This is a genomic window from Streptomyces sp. FXJ1.172, from assembly GCF_001636945.3.
Lineage (GTDB): Bacteria > Actinomycetota > Actinomycetes > Streptomycetales > Streptomycetaceae > Streptomyces.
Genome location: NZ_CP119133.2, coordinates 1,986,473 through 2,010,434 on the forward strand (window position 1 = coordinate 1,986,473; position 23,962 = coordinate 2,010,434).

The following is a 23,962-nucleotide window of genomic DNA, read 5'->3' on the forward strand; positions in this document are numbered from 1 at the left end:
TCACACGGTCCACCCAGGCGTTACGCGATGTTCACCACGGGTTTCACACTCCTGGTGAGACAGCGATACTGCTGCACATGACGACCGATGCGACGGCGGACGCCGGGGAGCAGACCCTCACCATCGACGAGCTGGCCGCCCGCGCGGGCGTCACGGTCCGCACCGTCCGCTTCTACGGCAGCAAAGGGCTGCTTCCGCCGCCGGTGATCGGTCCGCGCCGGGTGGGACGGTACGGGCCGGTGCATGTGGCGCGGCTGGCCCTCATCGAGGAGTTGCAGCAGCAGGGCATGACGCTGGCGGCGATCGAGCGGTACCTGCGGCAGCTGCCCGCCGATCTCACCCCGCACGACCTGGCCATTCACCGGGCGGTGGTGGCGTCCTGGGCGCCGGACGCGGTGGACACGGTGTCGCGGCGGGAGCTGGAGCGGCGGGCCGGGCGGCCGCTGTCGGCCGAGGACGTCGAGCGGCTGGCGGCGATGAACGTCGTCGAGGAGGCGCGGGACGGCACCTTCCGGGTCGACTCCGGGCTGCTCCGGCTCGGTGTGCGGCTGCTGGACGTGCCGCTGTCGCAGGAGGCGATCCTCGCGGCGCGCAAGGTGCTCATCGAGCACTCGCGCGCCGCGGCCCGTGAACTCTCCCAGCTCCTGCGCGGCGAGGTGGCCGAGCGTGCCGCACAGGACGTGAAGTCCCTGTCGGCGCACATGCACCCGTTGGTGGTGCAGGCGCTGCTGACGACGTTCCAGCGTTCGCTGCGCGAAGAGCTGAGCGAGTGGGTCACCGGGTCAGGAGCGGACTGAGTCGGCGAACGGCTCCCCCTTCTCGGCCTTCTCCACGAGCAGCGCGGGCGGGGTGAACCGCTCGCCGTAGGTCCCGGCCAGCTCCCGCGCGCGGGCCACGAAGCCGGGCAGGCCTCCTTCGTAGCCGTTGATGTACTGCAGCACACCGCCGGTCCAGCCGGGGAAGCCGATGCCGAGGATCGAGCCGATGTTGGCGTCGGCGACCGAGGTCAGGACGCCCTCCTCGAGGAGGCGTACGGTGTCGAGCGCCTCGGCGAAGAGCATCCGCTCCTGCATGTCCCGGAACGGGATCTCGTGCCCCGGCTTCGTGAAGTGCTCGCGCAGGCCCGGCCAGAGCCCGGCGCGCTTGCCGTCCTCGGTGTACTCGTAGAAGCCGGCGCCGCCGCTGCGGCCGGGGCGGCCGAACTCGTCGACCATGCGGTCGATGACGGCCTCCGCCGGGTGCGCGGTCCAGGTGCCGCCCGCCTCCTCGACGGCCCGCTTCGTCTCACCCCGGATCTTGCGCGGGAGGGTCAGGGTCAGCTCGTCCATGAGGGAGAGGACCTTGGCCGGGTAGCCGGCCTGGGCGGCGGCCTGCTCCACGGAGGCCGGCTCGACGCCCTCGCCGACCATGGCGACGCCCTCGTTGATGAAGTGGCCGATGACCCGGGAGGTGAAGAAGCCGCGCGAGTCGTTGACGACGATCGGCGTCTTGTTGATCTGCCGGACCAGGTCGAAGGCCCGGGCGAGGGCCTCGTCGCCGGTGCGCTCGCCCTTGATGATCTCGACCAGCGGCATCTTGTCGACCGGTGAGAAGAAGTGCAGCCCGATGAAGTCGGCCTGGCGCTCCACGCCCTCGGCGAGGGTGGTGATCGGCAGGGTGGAGGTGTTGGAGCACAGCAGTGCGTCCGGGGCGACGACGGACTCGATCTCCTGGAACACCTTGTGCTTGAGCGCGGTGTCCTCGAAGACGGCCTCGATCACCGCGTCGCAGCCGGCGAGGTCGGCCGCCTCGGCGGTGGGCGTGATCCGGGCGAGCAGGGCGTCCGCCTTCTCCTGGCTGGTACGGCCCTTGGCGACGGCCTTGGCGCACAGCTTCTCGGAGTAGGCCTTGCCCTTGGCCGCCGCCTGAGCGGAGACGTCCTTGAGGACGACCTCGATGCCCGCGCGGGCGCAGGAGTAGGCGATGCCCGCGCCCATCATGCCGGCGCCGAGGACGGCGACCTTGCGGACCTTGCGGGACTCGATGCCCTGCGGCCGGTTGGCGCCGGAGTTGACGGCCTGCAGGTCGAAGAAGAACGCCTGGATCATGTTCTTGGCGGTCTGCCCGGTGACCAGCTCGGTGAAGTAGCGGGTCTCGATGGTGATCGCGGTCTCGAAGTCGACCTGCGAGCCCTCGACGGCGGCGGCCATGATGTTGCGCGGGGCCGGGTAGGGGGCGCCGTTCGTCTGCTTGCGCAGACTGGCCGGGAACGCGGGCAGGTTGGCGGCGAACCTCGGGTTGGCGGGGGTACCGCCGGGGATCTTGTAGCCGGGGACGTCCCAGGGCTGGTGCGACTCGGGGTGGGCGTCGATGAAGGCGCGGGCCTTGGCCAGCATCTCCTCCTCGGTGGCGGCCACCTCGTGGACCAGGCCGTTGTCCAGGGCGCGGCGGGGGTTGTACTGGGTGCCCTGCAGCAGCACCTTCAGCAACGCGTCGGTGATGCCCATCAGGCGTACGGTACGGGTGACTCCGCCGCCGGCGGGCAGCAGGCCGAGCGTGACCTCGGGCAGACCGATCTTGGAGCCGGGGGCGTCCAGGGCGATGCGGTGGTGGGAGGCGAGCGCGATCTCGTAACCGCCGCCGAGGGCCGCGCCGTTGACGGCGGCGACGACCGGCTTGCCGAGGGTCTCGATGCGGCGCAGCGCGTTCTTGATCTCGGTCGCGGTGTCGAAGACCTGCTGGGCGTCCTCGGGACCGGCCTTGATCATGTCCTTGAGGTCGCCGCCCGCGAAGAAGGTCTTCTTGGCGGAGGTGTAGATGATGCCGCGGATGGAGTCCTTCTCGGCCTCCGCGCGCGCGGCGATCGCCGTGATGGAGGCGCGGAACGCCTGGTTCATGGTGTTCGCGGACTGGTTGGGGTCGTCCAGGACGAGGGTGACGACACCGGTGTCGTCCTGCTCCCAGCGGATGGTGGTGCTTTCGGTCATGACGGTCGTCTCCGTTGAGGTCTGGTGATTCCGCGGGGAGTTCAGATGCGTTCGACGACGGTGGCGATGCCCATGCCGCCGCCGACGCACAGGGTGGCGAGGCCGTAGCGCTTGTCCTGGCGCTCCAGTTCGTCCACGAGGGTGCCGAGGATCATCGCGCCGGTCGCGCCGAGCGGGTGGCCCAGCGCGATGGCGCCGCCGTTGACGTTGACCTTGTCCAGCGGCAGGCCCATGTCCTTGACGAAGCGCAGCACGACCGCGGCGAACGCCTCGTTGATCTCGACCAGGTCGATGTCGTCGATGGTCAGGCCGGCCTTGGCGAGCGCCTTGCGGGTGGCGGGGGCGGGACCGGTGAGCATGATGGTGGGCTCGGAGCCGGAGACGGCCGCGGAGACGATCCGCGCGCGCGGGGAGAGGCCGTATCGCTCGCCGACCTCCTTGGAGCCGATCGCGACGAGCGAGGCGCCGTCCACGATGCCGGAGGAGTTGCCCGCGTGGTGGACGTGGTCGATCTTCTCCACCCAGTGGTACTTCTGCAGCGCGACGGCGTCGAAGCCGCCCAGCTCGCCGATGTCGGCGAACGACGGCTTGAGCTTCGCGAGGGAGTCGGCGGTGGTGCCGGGGCGGGGGTGTTCGTCGTGGTCGAGGACGACCAGGCCGCTGCGGTCCCTGACGGGGACCACCGAGCGGTCGAAGCGGCCCTCCTTCCAGGCCGTGGCCGCGCGCTCCTGGGACAGGGCCGCGTACTCGTCGACGTCGCGGCGCGAGAAGCCCTCGATCGTCGCGATGAGGTCGGCGCCGATGCCCTGCGGCACGAAGTTGACGGCGAGGTTGGTCATCGGGTCGTTGAACCAGGCGCCGCCGTCGGAGGCCATCGGCACCCGGGACATCGACTCGACGCCACCGGCCAGGACGAGGTCCTCGAAGCCCGAACGGACCTTGGCCGCAGCCATGTTGACGGCCTCCAGACCCGAGGCACAGAAGCGGTTCTCCTGCACGCCCGCGACCGTGTCCGGCAGCCCCGCGGCGATGGCGGCGATCCGGGCGATGTCGGAGCCCTGGTCGCCGACCGGTCCGACGACACCGAGGACGATGTCGTCGATGGCGGCCGGGTCGAGGCCGGGGAAGCGGTCGCGGAGTTCGTGGATGAGTCCGACGACCAGGTCGATGGGCTTGGTGCCGTGCAGGGCGCCGTTCGCCTTGCCGCGGCCGCGCGGGGTGCGGATCGCGTCGTACACGTACGCTTCGGTGCTCACTGGTGTGCCTTTCGGAAAGGGTGGGCCGAGCGGGGTCAGTCGCTGCCTGCGACCGGGTCGCCGTTCACACGTGCGGGTGTTCCCCAGTCCCGCGCGACCGCCTCGGTGTCCGCGCCCGGGCGGGCCGGGCCGGTGCGGACGGCGGTGGGGGTCACGGAGAAACGGGGGGCGGGGGCGGGCTGGGTGATGCCGCCGTGGTCGGTGAAGGTGCCGCGGGCGGCGAGGTGCGGATGGTGCGGGGCCTCGCGCAGGGACAGCACGGGGGCCACGCAGGCGTCGGTGCCCTCGAAGAGGGCCGTCCACTCTTCGCGGGTGCGGGACCTGAAGCGGGCGGCGATCCGCTCGCGCAGCTCGCCCCAGCGGGTCCAGTCCTTGCGGGCGCCCGTCAGGTCCTCCAGGCCGATCAGGCGCAGGAACTCCTCGTAGAACTGCCCCTCCAGTGCGCCCACCGCCATGTACCCGCCGTCGGCCGTCTCGTAGGTGCCGTAGTAGGGGCAGCCGCCGTCGAGCAGGTTGGCGGCGCGCCGGTCCTGCCAGCCGCCGGCCGCGAGCATGCCGTGGATCATCGCGGACAGATGGGCCGTGCCGTCGACGATGGCGGCGTCGACGACCTGTCCGGTGCCGCTCGCGCGCGCGTGGTGCAGGGCGGCGAGGACGCCGACGACCAGGTAGAGGGAGCCGCCCGCGTAGTCCCCGAGCAGGTTGGCGGGGACGGCCGGGGGCTCGTCCGGGCGGCCGATCATGCCGAGGGTGCCGGTGAGCGCGATGTAGGCCACGTCGTGGCCCGCGCGCTGGGCGAGCGGGCCGTCCTGGCCCCAGCCGGTCATCCGGCCGTAGACCAGGCGGGGGTTGCGGGCGTGGCAGTCCTCGGGGCCGATGCCGAGGCGCTCGGCGACGCCCGGGCGGTAGCCCTCGATGAGGATGTCGGCCCGCTCGGCGAGGTCCAGCACGCGCGCGGGGCCGTCGGGAGTCTTCAGGTCGACCACGACGGAGCGCTTGTTGCGGTTCGTCACGTCGAAGGCGGGGTCGATCGCGAGGCCGGGGCCGCCCGGACGGTCCACCCGGACCACGTCCGCGCCCAGGTCGGCCAGGAGCATGGCGGCGAACGGGCCAGGCCCGATGCCGGCCAGCTCGACCACGCGCACGCCGGTCAGCGGCCCCTGCCCCGGCTTGGCTGCCGTCGTCATGGTCCAGCCCCCAGACATGTGTGACACAACTGATGTAACACCCGTGATGCTAAGAACGCGTTCCACCGGGCACAAGACCTGAACGAGCAAGCGCTTAGCCAAGTGCCCGGGGAAGCGGGGATCACCCGGGAGAGTGAAGGGCGGGCGCGGACCGGGGCGTTCCTGGTGTGGGCCACCGCTGCCTCCGGGCCGGTCGTCGTCGCTCGTCGCCCTCACGCTAGCCTCGGCCACCGACAGCGGCGCGGGCTGCACGACCAAGGGGTGTCATGAGCAGGCTGAACAGGACGGATCGTCCCTACGACCTCGTGCTCTTCGGAGCCACCGGCTTCGTCGGCGCCCTCACCGCCGAGTACCTCTGCGCGCACGCGCCGAAGGGCCTGCGCTGGGCGCTGGCGGGCCGTGACGAAGGGAAGCTGGAGCGGCTGCGCGAACGGCTGCCCGGCGGCGCGGACATCGGCGTCCTGCGGGCCGACGTGGCCGAACCGGCCACCCTGCGTGCCCTCGCCGAGCACGCGCGCGTGGTGGCCACGGCCGTCGGGCCGTACGTGCTGTACGGCGAGGACCTCGCCGCCGCCTGCGCGGACACCGGCACCGACTACCTGGACCTGGCCGGGGAGCCGGAGTTCGTGGACCTCGTGTACGTCCGGCACGACGCACGCGCGCGGGAGACGGGCGCGCGCCTGGTGCACGCCTGCGGCTTCGACTCCGTGCCCCACGACCTGGGCGTGTACTTCACGGTCCGGCAGCTGCCCGAGGGGGTGCCGCTGACCGTGGACGGGTACGTGACCGCCGACGCGGCCTTCTCCGGCGGCACCCTGGCCTCCGCGCTGAACCAGTTCGCGCGCGGCCGGCAGCTGCTGGCCGCCGCGCGTGACCGGGCACGGCACGAGCCGCGGCTGCCGGGACGCCGGGTCGCGGTGCCAACGGGCCTGCCGCGGTTCGCCGGGGAGGTCGGCGCGTGGGCACTGCCGCTGCCGACCCTCGACCCGCACACGGTGCGCCGGTCGGCGAGGGCGCTCGAGCGCTACGGTCCGGACTTCCGCTACCGGCACTACGCGGCGGTGCGGCGCCTGCCGGTCGCGCTCGGCGGGCTCACCGCCGTCGGCGCGGTGGTGGCAGCCGCCCAACTGCCGTCGGCGCGGCGCTGGTTGTCGAACCGGCTGCGGCCCGGCGACGGGCCGAGCGCACAGAGGCGGGCGCGCAGCCAGTTCGCGGTGCGCTTCGTCGGCGAGGGCGGCGGGCGGCGCGTGTGCACGGAGGTCGCGGGCGGCGACCCCGGCTACGACGAGACGGCGAAGATGTTCGCCGAGGCGGCCCTGTGCCTGGCCTTCGACGACCTTCCGCCGGTGGCCGGGCAGGTCACCACGGCACAGGCGATGGGCGACGCCCTGACCGAGCGGCTGCGCGCCGCGGGGATCACCTTCCGGGTCGCGGCCGACCGATGACCGCCCTCTCCCCCGCCTTCCCTCCGGACCCGGCGTATCAGGAGGCCGGCGCCCGGCGCGTCGTCGCCTCCTGGAGCGCCCGGCGGCACAGGGCGTCGGCCCTGCGCGTGGTCTCGGGCAGCCGGTAGCGCGGGGTCAGGGCCAGGGTGTGGGCCAGGGCGTTGTCCAGGCTCATCCGGTGGCCCACCGAGACGTACACCGGCTTGACGCCCTCCCGGGTGCGCAGGGCGCGCCCGACCTCCTCGGTGCCCGCGAGCAGCGGGGCGGACGCTCCCCGCGCGGACTCCGGTTCGTCGTACGTGAAGGTGAACGGGTTCTTGGCGACGCCGATCACCGGGAGACCGGTGAGCACGCCCAGATGGCTGGCGAGGCCGAAGCGGCGCGGATGGGCCAGGCCGTAGCCGTCGCACACGACCAGGCCGGGCGGGCACGGCAGCCGGTCCAGGGCGGCCAGGACGGTGGGGATCTCCCGGAAGGCGAGGAGCCCGGGCACGTACGGGAAGGAGACCCGGCCGACGGCCGTGGCCTCGGCGACCACGTCCAGGGTGGCGGCGTCGAGCACGACGGCCGCCGCGGCGACGAGGTCGAGGCCGTCGTCGTAGGCGACGTCGACGCCGGTGACGCGGCCCGTCCCGGGCGGCGGTCCGGGCTCGTCCAGCACCACCCGTGCGCGCAGTTCGTCCTGCACGGCGCGGGCCTCTTCCTCGGTCGCGGGCCAGCCCGCCGGTACGCCTACGGTCGTCATGGTGACCAAGACTGTACGGCCCGGGGCGAACGGTCGCAGTCCAGGGGTGGCCTCGGGATCACGTTCGTCCTCGACGTGACCTGCACCGTCCAGCCCGCCGCCGTCGAAGCCCTGCTGCCCGGCCATGGGCCCGGCTGCAGGAGCAGTTCGACATGGGCGTCTTCGTGGCCGCCGGGCCCGAGAACCCGCGCGAGGGCGGCGTGGTCCTCGCCGTCGCGCAGGACCGCGCCCTGACCGAGGAGATCGTCGCGGGCGACCCGTTCGCCGTCGGCGGTGCCGGCACGTACCGCGTCACGGAGTCCGTCGCCACGAGAACGGCCGCGGAGCCGGCCCGGCACCGGCGCACGGCGGCCTGAGCGGACCCCCCGGTCAGCGTTCCAGCCGGGCCACCCTGCCCTGTTCGCCGGCCGCCCAGCAGCTCAGGTCGGGCGTGCAGGCCACGGTGTCGTACGAGCCGGTGCCGATGGTCCGCCAGGTGCGGCCCCCGTCGGTTGTCAGGTCGGTGCCGGTGGGGCCGACGGCGAGCGCGGCGGTGCGGCTGTGCGGCAGCCAGGCGACTGCGGAGCGGTAGGCCGGCGGGGGCGTGGCGGCCGGGGTCCAGGTGCGGCCGCCGTCGGCGGTGACGGCGGCGGCCCGCGGCGAGGCCTGGCCGGGGCGGTAGTCGCCGCCGACGGCGAGGCCGTGGCCGCGGTCGCGGAAGGCGAGCGCGAAGACGCCCTTGGCCGGATCGCCGGCCGGGACCGGGGTGTCGGACGCCGTCCAGGTCACTGCGCGGTCGGCGGAGTGCAGCACGCGCGCGCGGGCGCCGCCGCCGGTGGCCAGCCAGACGTCCTTGGGACCCGAGGTGACCAGGCACTGGCCGCTCGCGGCGAAGCCGGCCTCGCCGTCCAGGGCGGGCGGCATGCCTTCGGCGGGCAGCACTCGCCAGGAGCGGCCGCCGTCGCTCGTGGACAGGATGCGGAACCTGCCGTCCACCGGGTCGCCCATGGCGAGGCCGTGGCGGTGGTCGAAGAAGGCCAGGCAGTCGTAGAAGGCGTTCGGGTCGGTGTTGCGGAAGGACTCGGTCCAGCTCGCGCCGCCGTCGTCGGTGCGGTAGACGCGGGAGGCCTCGCCCTCGCCGACGGCCAGCACCACCGCGCGCCGCGCGTCGAACGCCTCCACGTCCCTGAACTGCAGGTCGCCGGCCCCCGGCGGAGAGACGTTGCGCCAGCTCGTTCCGCCGTCCGTGGTGCGCAGCACCGTACCGCCCGTGCCGGCCAGCCAGGCGGTCGCCCGGTCGACGGCCGCGAGCCCGCGGAAGCGGACCTGCGGGGTGCCGGGATCCTTCGGCGCCCAGTGCACCGCCCCGCCGTCCCCTCCGAGCGGGCGGGCCTCGGCCACCGGGACGGTCAGCGCGGCCAGCACCGCCCCGCACGCCACCCCCGCCGCCACGAGCCGGCCCGTGCGTCCCCTGCCCCGCATGCTCCCCGAGCGCCTCATGACGGGCGAAACTAGTGCCCCGCACCGGCGCCGTCCAGGGGGCCAACTGCCGGGCACCGCGGGCACAAAGACCTGATTCCGACGGTGTGAAACGCGGTGACCGAGGTCACTCGTCCTCGGTGTGCACGCTTCGGCCGGATCCGTCGTCTCTCCCAGTGCCGGGTGCCGCACATCCGGGCGTAGTCCAGCCGTCACGAGGGAGCAAGGCGTTGTCCACCGTCATCGAGCAGCCCGTAGAGGCCCGTCTCGTCGCCGCCGCACCGCGCATGCCGAGCATTCCCGCCACGCTGCGCTACGACCGGCGCGACCCGTTCGCCGTCGTCATGACCTTCCCGGCCCCGGCCACCCTGGAGGGCGTCGAGGTGTGCTGGACCTTCTCGCGCGAGCTGCTCACCGCCGGGCTGCGGGGCCCGGAGGGCCACGGGGACGTCCGGGTGCGGCCGTACGGCTACGACCGCACGGTGCTGGAGTTCCACGCCCCCGAGGGCACCGCGATCGTGCATGTGCGCTCGGGCGAGATCCGGCGCTTCCTGGAGGCGACGAACGGCCTTGTGCCGGTGGGCCTCGAGCACCTCCAGCTCGACCTGGACCACCACCTGGCCGAGCTGATGCGGGACGCCTGCTGACCGCCACGCGCGCGTGAACGGCGCGTCCGGCCCTGGAACACCCCCGTCGACGGCGGTCCCCGAATTAATTGCGTTGACACCCCTCAGGGGCTCTCCTACCGTTTACCTCGGTCCTGTTGCCGTCGATTGGAGAAGGACGTTGCTCGTCTGAGGTCCTGAGGCATCGCGTTGCACCGGTGAGGTGTGCGCGGCGTACGACCTCGGCGTCCGAGCCGTCCTCCGGCACAGGCCCTTTTTCATGGCCTCCTCGTGCCCCAGACCCTTCGGTTTCCGCCTCGCGGTGTCTCGAGATGCGTCCACCCAGACCGCACGCACCTGCATCGCGAGGCCTTCATGTCATCTTCCCTCACCTGTACGTCCCTGACCTTCGCCTGGGCCGACGGCACCGCCGTCTTCGACGGCCTCGACATCGCCTTCGGCCCCGGCCGCACCGGCCTCGTCGGCGTCAACGGATCAGGGAAGTCAACCCTGTTGAAGCTGCTGGCCGGGGAACTGACCCCGGCCGACGGCACGGTCAAGGCGGCCGGCGAGATCGGCTACCTCCCGCAGAACGTCACCCTGGACACCGCGCTCCGCGTCGACCAGGCCCTCGGCATCGCCGAACGGCGGGCCGCGCTGCACGCCATCGAGGCGGGTGACACCGCCGAGGAGCACTTCGAGACGGTCGGCGACGACTGGGACGTCGAGGAGCGCGCCCTGGTCACGCTCGGCGAGCTGGGTCTTGGCCACATCGGCCTGGACCGCACCGTCGGCGAGGTCTCCGGCGGCGAGTCGGTGCTGCTGCGGCTGGCCGCGCTGCTGCTGCGCCGCCCGGACGTGCTGCTGCTGGACGAGCCCACCAACAACCTCGACCTGTACGCGCGCCGCCGGCTGTACCAGGCCGTCGCCGCGTGGCCCGGTGTCCTGATCGTGGTCAGCCACGACCGGGAACTGCTCGACCTGGTCGACCAGATCGCGGAGCTGCACTCCGGCGAGGTCACCTGGTACGGCGGGAACTTCTCGGCCTACGAGGAGGCCCTCGCCGTGGTCCAGGAGGCCGCCGAGCGGATGGTGCGCGTGGCCGAGGCCGATGTGCGCAAGCAGAAGCGCGAACTGGCCGACGCCCAGGTCAAACTGGCCCGCCGCAAGCGGTACGGGCAGAAGATGTGGGACCAGAAACGCGAGCCGAAGATCGTCATGGGGGCACGCAGACGCGCCGCCCAGGAGTCCGCGGGCAAGCACCGCATCATGCACGAGGAGCGGCTCGCCGAGGCCCGGGAGCGGCTGGACGAGGCGGTGGAGGCCGTGCGGGACGACGACGAGATCCACGTCGACCTGCCGTACACGGCCGTGCCGCCCGGCCGGCAGGTGCTCACCCTGGAGAACCTGGCGCTGGCCCACGGGGCGCGCGTCGAGGGCATCCTCGATCTGCGCGGCCCGGAGCGGATCGCGCTCGTGGGCCGCAACGGCGCCGGCAAGACGACGCTGCTGCGGACCGTCGCCGGGGAGCTGGCGCCGGTGGCCGGCGAGGCACGCGCGCACGTGCCGCTGCGGTTCCTGCCCCAGCGGCTGGACGTGCTCGACGACGCGCTGACGGTCGCCGAGAACGTGGCCCGGTTCGCGCCGGGCGCCACCAACAACCGGATCCGGGCGCGTCTGGCCCGCTTCCTGTTCCGGGGCGCGCGGGCCGACCAGAAGGCGGCCACCCTGTCGGGCGGCGAGCGGTTCCGCGCGGCACTGGCCGCGCTGATGCTCGCCGAACCGGCACCCCAGCTGCTGCTGCTCGACGAGCCGACCAACAACCTCGACATGGCGAGCGTGCGGCAGCTGACCTCGGCCCTGGAGTCGTACGCGGGCGCACTGCTCGTGGCCAGCCACGACATGCCGTTCCTCGAGTCGATCGGCATCACCCGCTGGCTGCTGATCGAGGACGGGCAGTTGAAGGAGACCACCGCGCAGGACATCGGGTCTCCCGCCTGACGCCGGCGCCGTGCCCGGTGCCCGGGGCGCCTCGGGCACGGCCGGGACGTCTCAGGAGGGGCACAGCCTGACAACGGGGGTTTTGCCCTGACCGGAGCGGACTGCATGATGGCGAAACCGGTGCCGTGTACACCGGCGCCGCCACCGCACCATCGATTCGAAAGGTCCCTCGTGCCCAGCAAGAAGGCCCTCGTCCGCCGTCCCAGCCCCCGCCTCGCCGAAGGCCTGGTGACGCACATCGAGCGGGAGAAGGTCGATGTGGGGCTCGCCATCGAGCAGTGGGACGCCTACGTCGAGGCGCTGCGCACGCACGGCTGGGAGACGGTCGAGGTCGATCCGGAGGACGACTGCCCGGACTCGGTGTTCGTCGAGGACACCGTCGTCATGTACAAGAACGTGGCGTTGATCACCCGGCCCGGTGCCGAGTCCCGGCGCATGGAGACCGTCGGGGTCGAGGAGGCGGTGGCCCGCCTCGGCTGCTCGGTGAACTGGATATGGGAACCGGGCACGCTGGACGGCGGTGATGTCCTGAAGGTCGGCGACACCGTCTACGTCGGCCGGGGCGGGCGGACCAACGCGGCCGGGGTGCAGCAGCTGCGGGCCGCCTTCGAGCCGCTCGGCGCCCGTGTGGTGGCCGTCCCCGTCAGCAGGGTGCTGCACCTGAAGTCGGCGGTGACCGCGCTGCCCGACGGCACGGTGATCGGGCACATCCCGAAGCTGGACCGGCCCTCGCTGTTCCCCGGCTTCCTGTCGGTGCCGGAGGAGTCCGGCTCGCACGTGGTGCTGCTCGGCGGCCACAAGGTGCTGATGGCGGCGAGCGCCCCGAAGACGGCGGAACTGCTGACCGATCTCGGCCACGAGGTCGTCACGGTCGACATCAGCGAGTTCGAGAAGCTCGAGGGCTGTGTGACCTGCCTCTCGGTGCGCCTGCGCGACTTGTACGCCTGACCGGCCGGTCATGCCACTCCGGCGGCCCTGGGACCGATGCGTCCCAGGGCTGTTCCGCATGCCCGCGACAGTCCGGGCCAGGGACTGCCCGAAATCCGTTCCAGGGCGCTGATCAGCGATCTTTACAGTGAACTTAGCCTACGGCTTCGTAACCTACGGATTCGTAGCCTACGATCTCGTAGGTTTCCCGGCCCCGCTCGCCGGACCGCCCTCTTCCCTCTCCCCTTGTTCGGCGTCCCCCTGGAGTTCCCGTGACGATCACCTCCCCTCACCTCGGCAGCCCGTCCGCCTGGACCGACGCGCGGCTGCTGTACGCGCTGGAGGAAGTGGTGGAGAAGGAGCTGAACCGGCATCTGAAGGTCGCCAAGGACTGGATGCCGCACGAGTACGTGCCGTGGAGCGACGGCCGCAACTTCCCCGGCCTGTTCGAGGACGGCGAGGCCTGGGACAAGAACCAGTCCAAGGTGACCGAGGTCGGCCGGACCGCCCTCGTGGTCAACCTGCTCACCGAGGACAACCTGCCGAGCTACCACCACGAGATCGCGACGCTCTTCGGGCGCGAGGGCGCCTGGGGCACCTGGGTGCACCGCTGGACGGCCGAGGAGGGCCGGCACGGCATCGTGATGCGCGACTACCTGCTCACCTCGCGCGCGGTGGACCCGGACAAGCTGGAGCAGTTCCGCATGTCGCACATGAGCGAGGGCTTCCAGTCCGACAACGCGCACTCGATGCTGCACTCGATCGCCTACGTCGCCTTCCAGGAGCTGGCCACCCGGATCTCGCACCGCAACACCGGCCACCAGTCCGGTGACCCGGTCTGCGACCGCATGCTGGCCCGCATCGCGACCGACGAGAACCTGCACATGATCTTCTACCGCAACCTGCTGAAGTCCGCCTTCGAACTCGCGCCCGACCTGACGATGCAGGCGGTCCGGGACGTCGTGGTGAACTTCCGGATGCCCGGCCACGGCATCCCCGGCTTCGAGCGGGCCGCCGCGCAGATGGCCATCGGTGAGGTCTACAACCTGCGCATCCACCACGACGACGTGCTGCAGCCCGTGCTGCGCTTCCTGAAGGTCATGGAGATCGACGGCCTCGGCCCCGAGGGCCGCCAGGCGCAGGAGGAACTCGGCCTGTTCATGGGCGGGCTGAACGACGAGGCCACGAAGTTCGACGAGAAGCTGGCCGCGCGCAAGGCCCGGATGGCGGCGCGCCTGGGCGCCTGACCGGTTTCAGTCGGAGGTGCGGCGCAGGGCGAGGCGCTCCTTCTCGGAGAGCCCGCCCCAGACGCCGAAGCGCTCGTCGTTGGCCAGGGCGTAGTCCAGGCAGGCGGGGCGCAGCTCGCACATGGCGCAGATGCGCTTCGCCTCGCGCACCGAGCTGCCGGGCTCGGGGAAGAAGAAGTCCGGCCCCGTCTGGGCGCACAGGGCCTGCGCCTGCCAGGTGTCGTCGGCCGGGGTGATCGTGTCGAAGTGCATGCCATGGATCGTGCCGCGCGGCGAAAAACGTTCGATCAACGCGGGATCAACGCCGCCGCCCGGACCTCCGGCCGCCCCGATGATGCTCCCCCGGTCGCCCCGCGCGCACGGCGGCGCGCGGGGCTCGTACGAAAACCCGGAGAACGTCTGCGGCCACCCGGGGTGAGGCCGAGGGCCGCTGCGGCGAGCCATGCCGTTGTGGCGGCGATTGTCGGTGGGGGGTGCCAGACTCGGCAGTGCAGAGGACGGGACCCCTTTCGAGGAGGGCGAAGATGCTCACCACCCGGTTCGTCGACGGCGCCCCGAACTGGCTCGATGTCACCACGCCGGACATCGACGGCGCCGGCTCCTTCTACGGCGCTCTGTTCGGCTGGGAGTTCCGGTCGGCGGGACCGGACGCCGGCGGCTACGGCTTCTTCCAGCTGGGCGGCAGGACCGTCGCGGGCGGTATGCAGGCAGACGCTCAGCAGGCTCCGCCGGCCTGGACGGTGTACTTCCAGAGCGCGGACGCCGGGGCCACGGCCCGGGCAGCTGAAGCGGCCCACGGCAAGGTGCTGGTCAAGCCCATGGACGTGATGGGCCAGGGGCACATGGCGGTCCTCGCCGACCAGGCGGGCGTGCCGTTCGGGGTCTGGCAGCCCGGACGCACCGTGGGCGTGGAGGTGGCGGGCGAGCCGGGCTCGCTGTGCTGGGTGGAGCTGTACACACGGGACGTCGCCGCGGGCGCCGCCTTCTACCACAAGGTGCTCGGCCTGGAGACCTCCTCGACGGCCTTCCCGGGCGGGACGTACACCTGCGTCAACCCCGCCGGTGCCGGTGAGGACTCGATGTTCGGCGGGATCATGCCCCTGACCGACGGCGACGCGGCGCAGGGCCGCCCGTACTGGCTGCCGTACTTCGAGGTCGAGGACACCGACGCCGTGGTCGCGAAGACGCGGCAACTCGGCGGAGCGGTCCGGATGCCGGCGACGACGATGGCGGGTGTCGGCCGCATGGCCCAGCTCACCGACCCCTACGGTGCGCGTTTCGCGGTGATCCGCAGCGCCTCGCAGCAGGGCTGAGCGGGGCCGAGGGGCCGACGCGGGCTCTGCCCCGGTCAGGCGGAGGCGCGGCGGATCAGTGTCGTCGGCAGGATCACGGCGCCGTCGGACGGCGTGTCCGCCGTGGTTCCGGCGCGGTCGCGGCCCCCGGACAGGCCGCGCAGCAGCAGGCGGGCCATCAGGCGGCCCATCTCCTCGATGTCCTGACGGACCGTCGTCAGCGGCGGGTCGGCCTCCATGGCGACGGGCAGCATGTCGTCGAAGCCGATCACGGCCACGTCCTCGGGCACCCGTCGGCCGCTCGCGCGCAGCACGCGCAGAGCACCGAGCGCGGTGAGGTCGTTGGCGGCGAACACGGCGTCCACGTCGGGGCAGCGGTCCAGCAGCGTGCGCATCGCGCGTTCGCCGCCGCCCGGGGTGAAGTCGCTCTCCACGACCAGCCGGGGATCGCTCCCGCCGGGCACGTCGCCCATGACGTCCCGGTATCCGTCGAGGCGGTCCACGGCCGAGGTCTGGTCCAGGGCACCGGTGATGTGTGCGACACGCCGGCGGCCCAAGTCCACGAGATGGCGTACGGCCGTGCGGGCCCCGCCCCGGTTGTCGCAGTCGACGTACACCACGCCCGGGTTCACGCCCGCCCGGCCGGGGCGCCCGGGGCCGGGGGCCCGGGTGTCGCCGCCCCAGCCGGGCCGCCCGCCGAACACGGTGGGCACGCCGGCGTCATGGATGAGGCCGGGCAGCGGGTCGTCCAGGTGCAGGGAGAAGACGAGGGCGCCGTCGACGTGTCCGCCGGCGAGGTAGCGGGCCACGCGCGCGTGATCGTCGCGGCCCTCGGTGAGCAGCAGCACCAACTGGTTGTCGTGGGCGGTCAGTTCCTTGCTGATGCCGCGCAGCTGGAGGGCGAAGAAGGGGTCCGCGAACACCCGGGTCTCGGGCTCGGCGACGACGACCGCGACGGCATCGTGCCGCCGGGTCACCAGGCTGCGCGCCGCCTGGTTGGGAACGTAGCCCAGCTCCGCCACGGCCTGCCGGACCCGCTCGGCCAGCGGCTCGCGCACCCCGTCGCCGCCGTTGACCACCCGGGACACGGTGGCCCTCGACACACCGGCGCGCGCGGCCACGGCCTCCAGCGTCGGACGCGACACTGCCTCGGTCACTTCGGACTCCTCATCGGCGGCTGGCGGCCAGGATAACCACGAGGTGGCGACGGCGTCGGTGCCACGACAACGGCTCGGCCAGGGCCGGTTGCCAGGCATCGCCGCCGGGCCCCGGCCGGTGGCCGGTGCGACCCGGTCACGGCGCAACACGGGCACGGGATGCGCCCGGACCCGCCTGCCCGCCCGGCGCGTGAACCCGTGGCTCAGCCCAGCAGGTCGATCACCGCCCCCACGCCCCGGCGCTCCGCCTCCCGCCAGGCGAGCCAGGTCAGCGCGAGGTCCTGCCAGGGCAGCCCGACGGGGGCGTACACCGTGCGCTCACCCGGCGAGGTGCGCCCGGGGCGGGTGCCGCGCAGCACGTCGGTGAGGGTGGCGTCGGCGGCGGTCCGGGTGAGCCCAGGGGCCGCCAACGCGCCCATGCGGGCGGCGAGTTCCTCGTCGTCGACGACGAGCAGTGCCGCGTCCAGCAGGTCGGGGGCGAGTTCCCGCTTGCCGGGCTCGTCGGCGCCGAGGCTGGTGAAGTGCTGGCCGGGACGGGTGTCGGCGAGGGCGAGCAGCGGCGCCCGGGACCAGGTGGCGAGCAGGACGGTGCCGGCCGCCTCGGCCACCGCCCGGGCGGAGGCCAGCACGCGGCCGCCGTGCCGGGCCGCGAACGCGGCGGCGCGCCCGGTGTCCGTGTCATGGACGACCAGGCGCCGTGGCCGGTGCTCGCCCGTCAGGCCGCGCAGCGTCAGCTCGGCCTGGGCGCCCGCTCCGATCACGCCGAGGACGTCGTGCGCCGGGGCCAGCAGCGCGGTGCCGAGGGCCGCGGCCAGTCCCGTCCGCCAGGCGGTGAGGGTGGCCGAGTCCAGCAGCGCGAGCAGTTCTCCGTCCGTGCCGCTGTGCAGGCAGATCACCCCGCGCAGGGCGGGCCGGGCGCCGGGGAACTTGGCGTTCACCTTCACCGTGTACGCGTCGATGCCGGGCAGCAGGCCGGGCACGAGCGCGGTGGCGGTGCCGGGGAACGGCAGGTCGGTGCGGACCCGGCGGCCGGGTACGGCCACGGTGCCGGCCGTGCGGAAGCCGTCACGCAGGGCCGTGAGGCAGGCCGCCGGCTCCAGCAGGGCCTCCAGGTCGCTTCGGGTCAGAACGCGGGTCATCCCGGCATGATCGCCTGCCGCGGGGGGCATTGTCAGTGCGCGTTTCGTGCCGGCGTCCATCAGCCCGGCGGGTCCGGGCGCAAGGCGCACGGCCGGCGGCGGGGCGTCGCCGCGCTCAGGAGGTCTTCTCGGGCCGGGCCCGGCTCGGCTGGACCCGCTTCGGTTCGCCGGGCATCTTCGGGTACTCCGGCGGGTACGGCAGATCGCCCAGGCCGTGGTCGTGTTCGTCGCGGCGGGCCAGCTCCAGGAGCGCGTCCAGGCAGTAGGCGTGGTCGTCCATGTCGGCGTGCACGTCGCCGAGTTCGGCGAAGCGGGCCGGCATGGTGGCGAGGTCGAAATCGCGGGGGCGGGCCGCGTCGACCTCCTCCCAGCGCAGCGGCGCGGAGACGGGGGCACTCGGGCGGGGCCGTACCGAGTAGGCGGAGGCGATGGTGCGGTCGCGGGCGGTCTGGTTGTAGTCGAGGAAGATACGGCGGCCCCGTTCCTCCTTCCACCACTTGATCGTCACCTGGTCGGGCATCCGGCGTTCCATCTCCCGGCCGACCGCGATCGCGGCGCGCCGCACCTGGGTGAAGGTCCAGCGCGGTTCGATGGGCACGAAGACGTGCAGACCGCGGCCGCCGGAGGTCTTCGGCCAGCCGCGCAGCCCGCCGAACTCATCGAGGACGGCGCGCAGTTCATGGGCGGCGCGGACGGCGTCGTCGAAGTCGGTGCCGGGCTGCGGGTCGAGGTCGATGCGGAGTTCGTCGGGGCGGTCGACATCGGTGGCGCGCACCGGCCAGGGGTGGAAGGTGAGGGTGCCGTACTGGGCGGCCCACACGACGGCGGCCTCCTCGGTGGGGCACATCTCGTCGGCGCTGCGGCCGCTGGGAAAGGTGATGTGGGCGGTCGGGATCCAGTCGGGCATGTTCTTGGGGGCCCGCTTCTGGAAGAACCACTCGCCGCCGACGCCGTCCGGGTATCGCTCCAGGGTGGTGGGCCGGTTGCGCAGGGCGCGCAGGATGCCGGGACCGACGCAGGCGTAGTACTGGGCGAGGTCCAGCTTGGTGAAGCCGCGCTCGGGGAAGAAGACCTTGTCCGGGCTGGACAGCCGTACGGTCCGGCCCGCCACCTCCAGTTCCACCGCAGCACTCATGCGGCCACGGTAGGCGCACCCCACGCACCTCGCACACCGGGCGGAATCGGGTGACAGCAGGCGTTCACGGTCGTGTGCGAGCAGAATCGGACGCATGGATCTGCCGGTGATGCCGCCCGTGAAACCCATGCTCGCCAAGTCGGTGGCGACGATCCCGCCGGGGATGCACTACGAGGCGAAGTGGGACGGGTTCCGGGCGATCGTGTTCCGTGACGGGTCCGACATCGAGCTGGGCAGCCGTACCGGAAAGCCGCTGACCAGGTACTTCCCCGAGCTTGTCGCCGCGCTGCGGGAGCAGGTGCCCAAAAGGTGCGTGCTCGACGGGGAGATCGTCATCGCGCGGGGCGGGCGGCTGGACTTCGACGCGCTGACCGAGCGCATCCACCCGGCGGACTCCCGGGTGCGGATACTGGCCGAGCGGACCCCGGCCTCCTTCGTCGCCTTCGACCTGCTCGCGCTGGAGGACCAGTCGCTGCTCGACGTGCCGCTGACCGACCGGCGCGCCCTGCTGGACCGGGCACTGGCCGGGTCGGCCCCGCCGGTGCACCTGGCACCGGCGACCACGGACCTCGAGGTGGCCCGGCGGTGGTTCGAGCAGTACGAGGGCGCCGGCCTTGACGGGGTCGTGGCCAAGCCGCTCACCCTGCACTATCTGCCGGACCAGCGGGCCATGTTCAAGATCAAGCACGAGCGGACGGCGGACGTCGTCGTGGCCGGGTACCGCTTCCACAAGAGCGGCCCGGTGGTCGGCTCGCTGCTGCTGGGGCTGTACGACGACCACGGCAGGCTCCAGCACGTGGGCGTCTCGGCCGCCTTCGCCATGAAGAAGCGGGCCGACCTGGTCGAGGAACTCCAGCCGCTGCGCATGGACGACGTGACCGGGCACCCGTGGGCGGCCTGGTCGGACGAGTCCGCCCATGAGACGGCCCGGCTGCCGGGCGCGCCGAGCCGCTGGTCCGGCAAGAAGGACCTGTCCTGGGTACCGCTGAGGCCGGAGCGGGTCGCCGAGGTGGCCTACGACCACATGGAGAACGGACAGCGCTTCCGGCACACCGCCCGCTTCCGCCGCTGGCGCCCGGACCGCACACCGCAGAGCTGCACCTACGCCCAGCTGGAGGAGCCGGTGCGGTACGACCTCTCGGAGATCCTCGGCTAGACGCTGCACCGGGATCGGACCTCTCCGACGCCTTCCGGCGCCTTCCGGCGTCTTCCGGCGCCTTCCGGCGTGGCGCGCCGTGCCGCCGGGCGGCCTGGCGGCCGGAGCAGCGCCGCGGGCGGCCGCGCCCCGCGGCAGAGCCGCATGTCCGATGTCCGACACGGCCCCGTACCCCTTCGGGGCGCTGCTCCACCCCCGCCCGGGTCACACCCTGCGCCCGTTCGGCCCACCGGGCGCGCATGACCGTGGGCGATCGGGTAGGGCCAGCGTCGACCCGATGAGCACACAATCCGACAACACGGACGGGATGGCACCGGTGGGCATGAGATGCGGAGCGCGCTCGCGGCGCGCGGCACTGACGGCGGCCGTGGCGGCCGCCTCGCTGGCTGTCTCCCTCACGGCGGGCTGCACACGGCACGGCCGGGACGACGACCGCTCCCCGCAGCACACCCCGGCACCCGCACGGCCCGCGCCGGCGGCACCGTCATCGGCACCCGCGGTGACGGCGGCCGGGTCACCGCTCGCCGTGAAGATCGACAACGCGCCCGCGGCCCGCCCGCAGACCGGCCTGGAGGCGGCGGACGTGGTGTACGCGGAGCAGGTGGAGGGCGGCCTGAGCCGGCTGATGGCGGTGTACGCGACCAGGCTGCCGGCGGCCGTCGGGCCGGTGCGCAGCGCCCGCGAGTCCGATCTGGAACTGCTGCGCCAGTTCGGCCGGCCGGCCCTCGCCTTCTCCGGTGCCCAGCACAAGCTGCTGCCGCTGATCGGCAGGGCGCCGCTGCGGGTGCAGTCCCCCGACCGGGCACCCCGCGCCTATTACCGGGCCACCGGCAGGCCCGCCCCGCACAACCTGTATCTCCGGCCCGCCCGGCTGCTGTCCGCGGCCCCGGGCGGGGCGGCTCTGACGACGGGCTTCGGCTACGGCCCGGCTCCGTCGTCCGGCGGCATCCCCACTCTCTCGCGCACGGTCCGCTACCCGGCCGCCCGCTTCACCTTCACCTGGTCCGCCGCGCGCGGCGGGTGGCTGGTCGCGATGGACGGCACGCCCGCCGTGTCGGCCGGCGGGACACCTCTGGTGCCGGCGACGGTCGTCGTGCAGTACGTCAGGATCCGCGCCTCCCGCTTCCACGACCGGCTCGGCAACCGCACGCCGTACACCGAGACGGTGGGCTCGGGGGAGGCGGAGGTGCTGCGCGACGGACGGTCCTTCGCCGCCTCCTGGTCCCGGCCGGCCGCGACGGGCGGGACGACGTTCAAGGCGGCGGACGGCAGCCGGATGAACTTCGCCGCCGGTCCGGTGTGGGTGGTGTTCACCCCGGCGCCCTGAACCGGCGCGAACCGCCGTGAGCTGCCGTGAGTCCTTGCTCAGCCCTGCGCGGCCACCGGCTCGGCCGGGTTGCGCAACCCCTCCGCCGCGTCCGCGACCCGGCGGATCAGGTCGAAGAAGACGGTCTGTTCGCCGGGCGAGAGCGGTGCGAGGAACACCTGGTTCATCCGGGCGGTGCGTACGGTCAGCTTGCGGTGGGTGCGCAGGCCGTCATCGGTCAGGCGGAGCAGGAAGCGCCGGCCGTCCCTGGGGTCGCGCACCTTGGTCAGCAGCCCGCGGCGGCCGAGCCGGCTGATCACCTCGGCGATGGTCGACCGGTCCAGGCCCACCCGCTCCCCGACGGTCCGCTGGTCGAGACCCGGCTCGGCGACGAGCGCGTTCATGACCGCGAACTGCGGCGAGGTGATCTCCTCGGAGACCATCGTGTTCCACAGCAGGTAGTGCGCCTGCTGGAGCCGCCGGGCCAGATGCCCGGGATGGGTGGTGAGATCCACCGCGGCCATGAGCACTCCCCTGATCGTTTCGTTGGTGCACTGAACAATACCGCCGACCAGACGATCTGTCTGTCACGAAAGACGCAGGCAGCCAGCACCTTGACGGCCATCGTCTCCGGTGGCAGCGTGTGAGGCACCTCGCGAAATACTCAGTGCGCTGATTAATGGCGAAGAGATGGGGCTTCACGGATGGACAAGGTGGTCGCCACGGCCCAGGAGGCGGTGGCCGATGTGCCGGACGGCGCGTCCCTCGCGGTCGGCGGGTTCGGGCTGAGCGGAGTCCCGAACGTGCTGATCCAGGCGCTCTACGAGAGGGGGGTCGGCGCGCTGAGCGTGGTGTCGAACAACTGCGGGGCGATGGAGACCGGACTGGCGGTGCTGCTGGCCGCGGGCCGGATCGCCCGGGTGACCGGCTCCTACATCGGCGGCAACAAGGAGTTCGCCCGCCAGTACCTCGGCGGAGAGCTGGAGCTGGAGCTGATCCCGCAGGGCACCCTGGCCGAGCGACTGCGCGCGGGCGGCGCCGGCATCCCCGCCTTCTACACCCCGGCGGGCGTCGGCACCCAGGTCGCCGAGGGCGGGCTGCCCTGGCGCTACGACGGCGCGGGCGGCGTCGCTGTGGCCTCCCCGGCGAAGGAGGTCCGGGAGTTCGACGGTGTCCACTACGTCCTGGAGCGCGCCATCCGCACCGACTTCGCGCTGGTCAGGGCCGCGAAGGGGGACCGGCACGGGAACCTGGTCTTCAACAGGTCGGCCCGGAACTTCAACCCGCTGGCCGCCATGGCCGGCAAGGTCGCGATCGCCGAGGTGGAGGAGCTGGTCGAGCCCGGCGAGATCGACCCGGACGCGGTGCACCTGCCGGGCATCTTCGTCCAGCGGGTCCTCGCCCTGACCCCTCGGCAGGCGGCGGACAAGCGGATCGAACGGCGGACGGTGAGCAGCTGATGGCCTGGATGCGCGAGGAGATGGCCGCCCGCGCGGCACGCGAGCTGCGCGACGGCCAGTACGTCAATCTCGGCATCGGCCTGCCGACGCTGATCCCGAACCACCTGCCGCCGGGTGTCGAGGTGGTCCTGGAGTCGGAGAACGGGATCCTGGGCACCGGCCCGTATCCGGCGGACGACCAGGTCGACCCGGATCTGATCAACGCCGGCAAGGAGACCGTCACCACCCTGCCCGGCGCTTCCTTCTTCGACTCGGCGCTGTCCTTCGCGATGATCCGCGGCGGGCACATCGACGTGGCCGTGCTCGGTGCGATGCAGGTGTCCGCCGGCGGCGACCTGGCCAACTGGGCGGTGCCCGGCAAGCTGGTCACCGGGATCGGCGGCGCGATGGACCTGGTACACGGCGCCCGGCAGGTGATCGTGGTGATGACACACACCGCGAAGGACGGCACCTCGAAGATCCTCAAGGAGTGCACGCTGCCGCTCACGGGCAAGGCGTGTGTGAACCGGGTCATCACGGATCTGGCGGTACTGGACGTCACCGACGAAGGGCTGACGCTCGTGGAGACCGCGCCCGGCGTCGGTGTGGACGAGGTCGCCGCCCGGACCGACGCCGAACTGACCATCGCGGAGAACCTGCTGTGAACACGGTTCACATCGCCGACGTCCGTCCGCTCGAACGGTAAGGAAGCACCAGGTATCCCCATGGCTCTCACCCAGCAGGACATCGACCAGGAGATCGCCGCCGAGCGCGCCGCGTACGACAAGCGCGTCGCCGGCGGCGCCCCCGTCGAGCACCATCCCCGCCGCGACTACGCGCCCTACCGCTCCTCGGTGCTGCGCCACCCGCGGCGGCCCCTGGTCGCCATCGACACCAGCAAGGACCCGGAGCTGGTGGAGCTGCACTCCCCCGCCTTCGGGGAGCGGGACATCACCGGGATCGACAACGACCTCACCCGGCAGCACACCGGGGAGCCGATCGGCGAGCGGATCACCGTCTCCGGGCGGCTGCTGGACCGCGCCGGACGCCCGGTGCGCGGCCAGCTGATCGAGATCTGGCAGGCCAACTCGGCGGGCCGCTACGCCCATCGGCGCGAACAGCACGACGCCCCGCTCGACGCGAACTTCACCGGCGTCGGCCGCACCCTCACCGACGCCGAGGGCCGCTACCACTTCACCACCATCCAGCCCGGCCCGTACCCGTGGCGCAACCACGTGGGCGCCTGGCGCCCGGCCCACATCCACTTCTCGGTGTTCGGCTCGGCGTTCACGCAGCGGCTGGTGACACAGATGTACTTCCCGGGCGACCCGCTGTTCCCGTACGACCCGATCCTTCAGTCGGTGACGGACGACGCGGCCCGGCAGCGGCTGGTCGCCACGTACGACCACGGCCTGTCGGTGCCGGAGTTCTCGCTCGGCTACCACTGGGACATCGTGCTCGACGGCCCGGCCGCCACCTGGACCGAAGAAGGGCGCTGACC

23 protein-coding genes are annotated in these 23,962 nt (G+C 72.8%); 13 read left to right on the forward strand and 10 right to left on the reverse strand.

What is annotated here, in order from left to right; all coding sequences use genetic code 11:
- Positions 1-77 precede the first annotated feature (77 nt).
- Positions 78-797 carry a MerR family transcriptional regulator gene (locus A6P39_RS08905; protein WP_067053889.1) on the forward strand — a complete coding sequence of 240 codons (720 nt, stop codon included), beginning with the start codon at positions 78-80 and terminating at the stop codon, positions 795-797.
- On the opposite strand, the gene A6P39_RS08910 is transcribed toward A6P39_RS08905, so the two are convergent.
- From A6P39_RS08910 to A6P39_RS08920, 3 genes are read right to left on the reverse strand one after another with little or no spacing between them, the layout of a single operon-like run.
- Positions 783-2,966, reverse strand: coding sequence for a 3-hydroxyacyl-CoA dehydrogenase NAD-binding domain-containing protein (locus tag A6P39_RS08910; protein WP_067053891.1), 2,184 nt, complete (start codon positions 2,964-2,966; stop codon positions 783-785). The genes A6P39_RS08905 and A6P39_RS08910 overlap by 15 nt on opposite strands.
- 41 nt (positions 2,967-3,007) lie before the next feature.
- Entirely contained in the window at positions 3,008-4,222 is a 1,215-nt protein-coding gene (locus tag A6P39_RS08915) for an acetyl-CoA C-acetyltransferase (protein ID WP_067053893.1), read from the reverse strand.
- 35 nt (positions 4,223-4,257) lie between these two features.
- Complete coding sequence (locus A6P39_RS08920; protein ID WP_199840983.1) at positions 4,258-5,409, reverse strand: CaiB/BaiF CoA transferase family protein; 1,152 nt, start codon at positions 5,407-5,409, stop codon at positions 4,258-4,260.
- 266 nt (positions 5,410-5,675) lie between these two features.
- Here A6P39_RS08920 and A6P39_RS08925 point away from each other — a divergent pair, with 266 nt between their 5' ends.
- Positions 5,676-6,854: a saccharopine dehydrogenase family protein gene (locus tag A6P39_RS08925; RefSeq protein ID WP_067053895.1), complete on the forward strand. Its 1,179-nt coding sequence runs from the start codon at positions 5,676-5,678 to the stop codon at positions 6,852-6,854.
- A 37-nt stretch (positions 6,855-6,891) separates the two neighbouring features.
- Here A6P39_RS08925 and A6P39_RS08930 read toward each other — a convergent pair whose 3' ends face one another.
- Complete coding sequence (locus tag A6P39_RS08930; RefSeq protein WP_067054028.1) at positions 6,892-7,599, reverse strand: endonuclease V; 708 nt, start codon at positions 7,597-7,599, stop codon at positions 6,892-6,894.
- A 152-nt stretch (positions 7,600-7,751) separates the two neighbouring features.
- On the opposite strand from A6P39_RS08930, the gene A6P39_RS08935 reads away from it, so the two are divergent.
- On the forward strand, positions 7,752-7,955 hold the full coding sequence (locus A6P39_RS08935; RefSeq protein WP_331454106.1) for a YciI family protein: 204 nt from the start codon (positions 7,752-7,754) through the stop codon (positions 7,953-7,955).
- A 13-nt stretch (positions 7,956-7,968) separates the two neighbouring features.
- On the opposite strand, the gene A6P39_RS08940 is transcribed toward A6P39_RS08935, so the two are convergent.
- Positions 7,969-9,060: a WD40/YVTN/BNR-like repeat-containing protein gene (locus tag A6P39_RS08940; protein WP_107304500.1), complete on the reverse strand. Its 1,092-nt coding sequence runs from the start codon at positions 9,058-9,060 to the stop codon at positions 7,969-7,971.
- A gap of 227 nt (positions 9,061-9,287) precedes the next feature.
- On the opposite strand from A6P39_RS08940, the gene A6P39_RS08945 reads away from it, so the two are divergent.
- From A6P39_RS08945 to A6P39_RS08960, 4 genes are all read left to right on the forward strand, one after another.
- Complete coding sequence (locus tag A6P39_RS08945) at positions 9,288-9,704, forward strand: SsgA family sporulation/cell division regulator (RefSeq protein WP_067053897.1); 417 nt, start codon at positions 9,288-9,290, stop codon at positions 9,702-9,704.
- A 333-nt stretch (positions 9,705-10,037) separates the two neighbouring features.
- Positions 10,038-11,663: an ABC-F family ATP-binding cassette domain-containing protein gene (locus A6P39_RS08950; protein ID WP_067053899.1), complete on the forward strand. Its 1,626-nt coding sequence runs from the start codon at positions 10,038-10,040 to the stop codon at positions 11,661-11,663.
- Positions 11,664-11,834: 171 nt separating this feature from the next.
- A complete protein-coding gene (ddaH, locus tag A6P39_RS08955) occupies positions 11,835-12,611 on the forward strand; it encodes a dimethylargininase (protein ID WP_067053900.1) in 777 nt (258 codons plus the stop codon).
- 251 nt (positions 12,612-12,862) lie between these two features.
- The gene (locus A6P39_RS08960; RefSeq protein ID WP_067053901.1) at positions 12,863-13,837 is read left to right on the forward strand and encodes an acyl-ACP desaturase; all 975 of its coding nucleotides are present in this window, start codon (positions 12,863-12,865) and stop codon (positions 13,835-13,837) included.
- Between the two features lie 6 nt (positions 13,838-13,843).
- Here A6P39_RS08960 and A6P39_RS08965 read toward each other — a convergent pair whose 3' ends face one another.
- Positions 13,844-14,089 carry a WhiB family transcriptional regulator gene (locus A6P39_RS08965; RefSeq protein ID WP_067053903.1) on the reverse strand — a complete coding sequence of 82 codons (246 nt, stop codon included), beginning with the start codon at positions 14,087-14,089 and terminating at the stop codon, positions 13,844-13,846.
- Positions 14,090-14,361: 272 nt separating this feature from the next.
- On the opposite strand from A6P39_RS08965, the gene A6P39_RS08970 reads away from it, so the two are divergent.
- On the forward strand, positions 14,362-15,150 hold the full coding sequence (locus A6P39_RS08970; protein ID WP_067053905.1) for a VOC family protein: 789 nt from the start codon (positions 14,362-14,364) through the stop codon (positions 15,148-15,150).
- A 35-nt stretch (positions 15,151-15,185) separates the two neighbouring features.
- Here the strand turns inward: A6P39_RS08970 and A6P39_RS08975 are convergent, their stop codons facing one another.
- The 3 genes from A6P39_RS08975 to ligD all read right to left on the reverse strand — a co-directional run bounded on the left by A6P39_RS08975 (position 15,186) and on the right by ligD (position 18,560).
- Entirely contained in the window at positions 15,186-16,286 is a 1,101-nt protein-coding gene (locus A6P39_RS08975; protein ID WP_067053907.1) for a LacI family DNA-binding transcriptional regulator, read from the reverse strand.
- 203 nt (positions 16,287-16,489) lie between these two features.
- Positions 16,490-17,425 carry an ornithine cyclodeaminase family protein gene (locus tag A6P39_RS08980; RefSeq protein WP_067053909.1) on the reverse strand — a complete coding sequence of 312 codons (936 nt, stop codon included), beginning with the start codon at positions 17,423-17,425 and terminating at the stop codon, positions 16,490-16,492.
- Positions 17,426-17,540: 115 nt separating this feature from the next.
- Positions 17,541-18,560 (reverse strand): non-homologous end-joining DNA ligase, encoded by a 1,020-nt coding sequence (gene ligD / locus A6P39_RS08985; RefSeq protein ID WP_199840984.1) that lies wholly within the window; start codon positions 18,558-18,560, stop codon positions 17,541-17,543.
- Between the two features lie 94 nt (positions 18,561-18,654).
- On the opposite strand from ligD, the gene A6P39_RS08990 reads away from it, so the two are divergent.
- Entirely contained in the window at positions 18,655-19,716 is a 1,062-nt protein-coding gene (locus A6P39_RS08990; RefSeq protein ID WP_067053912.1) for an ATP-dependent DNA ligase, read from the forward strand.
- A gap of 277 nt (positions 19,717-19,993) precedes the next feature.
- Positions 19,994-21,043, forward strand: coding sequence for a DUF3048 domain-containing protein (locus tag A6P39_RS08995; protein WP_234379181.1), 1,050 nt, complete (start codon positions 19,994-19,996; stop codon positions 21,041-21,043).
- A gap of 38 nt (positions 21,044-21,081) precedes the next feature.
- Here A6P39_RS08995 and A6P39_RS09000 read toward each other — a convergent pair whose 3' ends face one another.
- Positions 21,082-21,546: a MarR family winged helix-turn-helix transcriptional regulator gene (locus tag A6P39_RS09000; RefSeq protein ID WP_067053913.1), complete on the reverse strand. Its 465-nt coding sequence runs from the start codon at positions 21,544-21,546 to the stop codon at positions 21,082-21,084.
- 180 nt (positions 21,547-21,726) lie between these two features.
- On the opposite strand from A6P39_RS09000, the gene A6P39_RS09005 reads away from it, so the two are divergent.
- Genes A6P39_RS09005 through pcaH form a run of 3 tightly spaced genes read left to right on the forward strand, consistent with a single transcriptional unit; the run spans position 21,727 to position 23,960 of the window.
- Positions 21,727-22,482 carry a CoA transferase subunit A gene (locus A6P39_RS09005; protein ID WP_067053914.1) on the forward strand — a complete coding sequence of 252 codons (756 nt, stop codon included), beginning with the start codon at positions 21,727-21,729 and terminating at the stop codon, positions 22,480-22,482.
- Positions 22,482-23,126 carry a CoA transferase subunit B gene (locus A6P39_RS09010; RefSeq protein ID WP_067053916.1) on the forward strand — a complete coding sequence of 215 codons (645 nt, stop codon included), beginning with the start codon at positions 22,482-22,484 and terminating at the stop codon, positions 23,124-23,126. Before A6P39_RS09005 ends, A6P39_RS09010 begins: the two co-directional genes overlap by 1 nt.
- 60 nt (positions 23,127-23,186) lie before the next feature.
- Positions 23,187-23,960: a protocatechuate 3,4-dioxygenase subunit beta gene (gene pcaH / locus A6P39_RS09015; protein ID WP_067053917.1), complete on the forward strand. Its 774-nt coding sequence runs from the start codon at positions 23,187-23,189 to the stop codon at positions 23,958-23,960.
- Positions 23,961-23,962 lie beyond the last annotated feature (2 nt).